The sequence below is a fragment of the Flavobacterium sp. FPG59 genome, from assembly GCF_002150205.1.
In the GTDB taxonomy this organism is placed as follows: Bacteria; Bacteroidota; Bacteroidia; order Flavobacteriales; family Flavobacteriaceae; genus Flavobacterium.
Window position 1 is genome coordinate 1 of the sequence record NZ_MTCA01000255.1, and the last position, 4081, is coordinate 4081.

A 4081-nucleotide genomic window follows, 5' to 3' on the forward strand; every position below is an offset into this window, starting at 1 on the left:
CATATAATTTATTTATGCAAAAAAATAAGTATTAATGTTTTTTATAATATTTACAAATTGATCATAAAACAAATTGATTGTTTTTATCTTTGTATCATAAAATACTATAGATGACAATCACTCAATTAAAATATGTTTTAGCTGTAGCTGAACATAAAAACTTTACACTTGCTGCCGAGAAATGTTTTGTAACTCAACCTACCTTGAGTATGCAAATTCAAAAAATTGAAGAGGAGTTGAGTATCCAAATTTTTGATCGAACAAAAAAACCCATTCAACTCACTGATATTGGTCAAAAAATTGTAAACCAAGCAAAAAATATTGTAGTTGAAGCAGACCGTATTCAAGATATTGTAGAGCAACAAAAAGGGTTTATTGGTGGTGAATTTAGACTTGGAATCATTCCTACCATTATGCCTACGCTTTTGCCTATGTTCCTTAACAATTTTATAAAAAAATATCCAAAAGTTAAGCTCATCATAGAAGAACTGAACACGAATGAAATCATCACAAAGCTTAATAATGGTCATCTTGATGCAGGAATTGCTGCTACACCTTTATTAGAAGAAAAAATAAAAGAGATTGTATTGTATTACGAACCTTTTGTAGCTTATATTCCGGAGAGTCATCATCATTTTCAAAAAAATGAAATTGAAGTATCTGATTTAAATTTAGATGAAATTTTATTACTTCAAGATGGACACTGCTTTAGAGATGGGATCTTGAATCTTTGTAAAAGTGGCGATAGAAATGAAGCGAGCCATTTTCAAATAGAAAGTGGGAGTTTTGAAACCCTAATAAAACTAGCAGATGAAGGCCTGGGAACAACCTTGTTGCCTTACCTACACACCTTAGACCTTAAAGAAAGTGATGCTCTAAAACTTAGACACTTTAAGGAACCAAAACCTGCCAGAGAGGTAAGCTTAATTTTCCCTAAAAGTGAATTGAAAATTCAAATTATAGATGCACTAAGAACTACAATTGCAGGAGTAATTAAAGGAGCAATAGTATTTCAAAACGTTCAAATTATTAGTTCTATGTCAAAAAAATAAGGAACACTTGGGTTCCTTATTTTTTTTATGAATTTACTAATATTAAACATTGTTTTAGCTCTGGCTTGCTTACGGTATAATTCAAAAGCCATTCTCTTAAAAGCTCCATTTCGTATGGCAACAATGTTTTTAAAGCTTTTTCTAACTCTTTACAGAACAAAGCCGGATCAAAACTTACCCTCTCTAAAATTGATTTGGTATAGTCATACATTATTTTCGACATAGTGCAATTTATTTTTTGTTTGGAACACTGTAAATTTAAAATAAAAATAAAAATGTTTCACTATTATTTAACTTAGTTTTTTGTTTTCAAACCAAAACAAAGGGTTGAAAGCCTATTAAAAAAATTACTTTTTAAATGCTCTAAACATTTCTCGTTTTCCCGGTGGCCCAGCTAATTTTTCTACTGTAAAACCTACTTCAATCATACTACGTTTAACAACGCCTCTTGCAGCATAAGTTACTAAAACACCCTCTTCTTTAAGAGCTTTATACATTCTTTCGAAAATTTCTGTACTCCACAAATCAGGTTGCACCCTATATCCAAAAGCGTCAAAATAAATCAAATCAAAGGCGTCAACATCCTCAATTTGTTCAAAAAACTTTTTCCTTTTTGTGATTTCAAAATGGGGAGCAAGAATTATTTTTTCTTCCCAATTGCTGGTGTGCATCGTCTCAAAAATAGCTTTGTGTTGTTCTGCATCAAGTTCAGCTACATAATTCATAGCCAACACTTCCAGCGCAGATACTGGGTATGCCTCTACTCCTACATAATTAATAGTTTGACTTCTTTTGATAGACTCTAAAAAAGTAATGAATGAATTAAGCCCTGTTCCAAAACCAATTTCTAAAATAGAAACATTAGTATTTGGAAAAAGTGCTAGACCATTTTTTATAAAAACATGTTCAGCCTCTTGTATGGCACCGTGTTTAGAATGGTAACACTCATCCCATTCTGGTAAATGAATCGTTGTAGAACCATCTAGAGTTTGAATTATTTCTCTTTTCACAATTGGTATAAGTCGTTATAAATTAATTTTAATTTTTAGATTTGAACCAAAAATAGTGAAAAACACAATTTTTACAGAGCATCAACAAGTATTTTTTTGATTTTTAGTATCAAAATCAAACATCTGAAGGGTATTTTTTTTAAATTACCAACAAATAACACATTAAAAACACAATTAAACGAAATGAATAAAAGTATTCATTGTTTTTTATTTAATTTTGCACGCATTAAACAAAAAATAAGTCTTGATTTTCAGGAATTACATTTTGTTTGAATCAAAAAATCAACAAACAGTACACTATTATGAGTAATACTCTAACTACCAAGATTGAAACCATAAAAGCCGCTACATCAAAAATACAAGATGTAGATTTTGAAAACTTAAGCTTTGGTTCTGTTTTTACAGATCATTTATTTGAATGTGATTTTAAAGACGGTGAATGGCAAACTCCAACCATCAAACCATACGCGCCTTTTTTAATTGATCCATCAACAAGAGTATTCCATTACGGCCAAGCAATATTTGAAGGAATGAAGGCTTACAAAGATACAAATGATGACATTTGGCTCTTTAGACCTGATGAAAATTACAACCGATTTAATAAATCAGCGGTACGTATGGCAATGCCAGAGGTTCCTGAAGCTATTTTTATGTCTGGATTACACCAATTATTACAACTAGACGAAGCTTGGATTAAAAAAGGGAATGGAAACTCGATGTACATAAGACCCTTTATGATTGCTACAGGAACGGGTGTGATTGCAAATCCTTCTAACGACTATAAATTCATGATTATCTTATCTCCAGTTACCTCTTATTATGCTGGAGATGTTAAGGTTCTTATTGCTGAACACTACAGTAGAGCTGCAAATGGAGGAATAGGTGCTGCAAAAGCTGCAGGTAACTATGCTGCACAATTTTACCCTACAACTTTAGCAAATAAAGAAGGTTTTCAACAAGTTATTTGGACAGATGATGCAACTCACACTAAACTTGAAGAAGCGGGAACTATGAATGTGTTTTTTAGAATCAACGATACCTTATATACGGCTCCTGTGAGCGAACGTATTCTTGACGGTGTAACTAGAAAAACACTTATTGACTTAGCAAAAAGTGAAGGTATTGCAGTTGAAGTTCGTCCTGTATTGGTTTCAGAATTAGTTGAAGCAGCAAAAAATGGTACTCTAAAAGAAATATTTGGTGCCGGAACAGCTGCTGTAATTAGTCCTATTTCAGGATTCTCTTTCCAAGATGTATATTATGATCTTCCAAAGGTTGATCATTCAATTGCCATTCAATTAAAAGAAAAATTAACAAACATTCAAAATAAACTTGATGAAGATACTTTTGGCTGGACAGTTAAAGTATAATTTTTTCAAAACCTGAATTATAAAAAGTGATTTTCTACTGAGAAAATCACTTTTTTTATTTTTCGTTAAATATGTTTGAAAAATCGGGTTTAAAATAATGAGGTCCCTTCATAACTTTACCATCTTCTCTATAAATAGGTGTCCCATCAGTATTTAATTTACTCATGTTACTAAGCTGTATAGCATCAAATACAGCTTCCATCTTATCTTGTAAACCATGCGCTATTATGGTTCCACACAAGATATACATCATATCTCCAAGTGCATCTGCTATTTCAACTAAATCATTATTTTGCACTGCTTCTAGATATTCTTCATTTTCCTCTTTCAACAAATTATAACGAAGCAGGTGCTTCTCTTCGCCCAGATTAACAACAGGCGCATCATGAAATCCTAAGTTAAAAGCAGAATGAAATTGCTTTACAGCGTCAATTTGTTTCTTCATATTCTTTTTTTTAATTGAGATACCAAAATAGCAACTATTTCTAAACAATTGATTAAATTTACAAAAAATTGTAAAACATGTTTAGTCAAGGTCAAATCATTTTTGGTATCTTATTTTTTATCGCTTTTGTTATAGCCGCAGTATACTCCTATAGAAAAGACATTCAAGTTCATAAAACATTTTATAAAGGCAATTATAAAATCC

General features: G+C 31.3%; 5 protein-coding genes. 2 read left to right on the forward strand and 3 right to left on the reverse strand.

All coding sequences use genetic code 11. The features are described from left to right. Positions 1-110: 110 nt before the first annotated feature. The gene (locus FPG59_RS14505; RefSeq protein WP_086455286.1) at positions 111-1052 is read left to right on the forward strand and encodes a LysR substrate-binding domain-containing protein; all 942 of its coding nucleotides are present in this window, start codon (positions 111-113) and stop codon (positions 1050-1052) included. Positions 1053-1077: 25 nt separating this feature from the next. Here FPG59_RS14505 and FPG59_RS14510 read toward each other — a convergent pair whose 3' ends face one another. Next, positions 1078-1275 carry a hypothetical protein gene (locus FPG59_RS14510; RefSeq protein ID WP_086455287.1) on the reverse strand — a complete coding sequence of 66 codons (198 nt, stop codon included), beginning with the start codon at positions 1273-1275 and terminating at the stop codon, positions 1078-1080. 124 nt (positions 1276-1399) lie between these two features. Beyond that, positions 1400-2062 carry a tRNA (5-methylaminomethyl-2-thiouridine)(34)-methyltransferase MnmD gene (gene mnmD / locus FPG59_RS14515; RefSeq protein WP_086455288.1) on the reverse strand — a complete coding sequence of 221 codons (663 nt, stop codon included), beginning with the start codon at positions 2060-2062 and terminating at the stop codon, positions 1400-1402. A 302-nt stretch (positions 2063-2364) separates the two neighbouring features. Between mnmD and FPG59_RS14520 the strand changes: the two genes are divergently transcribed. Beyond that, the gene (locus FPG59_RS14520) at positions 2365-3432 is read left to right on the forward strand and encodes a branched-chain amino acid aminotransferase (protein WP_086455290.1); all 1068 of its coding nucleotides are present in this window, start codon (positions 2365-2367) and stop codon (positions 3430-3432) included. Positions 3433-3487: 55 nt separating this feature from the next. Here the strand turns inward: FPG59_RS14520 and FPG59_RS14525 are convergent, their stop codons facing one another. After that, the gene (locus tag FPG59_RS14525; RefSeq protein WP_086455289.1) at positions 3488-3877 is read right to left on the reverse strand and encodes a nucleoside triphosphate pyrophosphohydrolase family protein; all 390 of its coding nucleotides are present in this window, start codon (positions 3875-3877) and stop codon (positions 3488-3490) included. Positions 3878-4081: the final 204 nt, after the last annotated feature.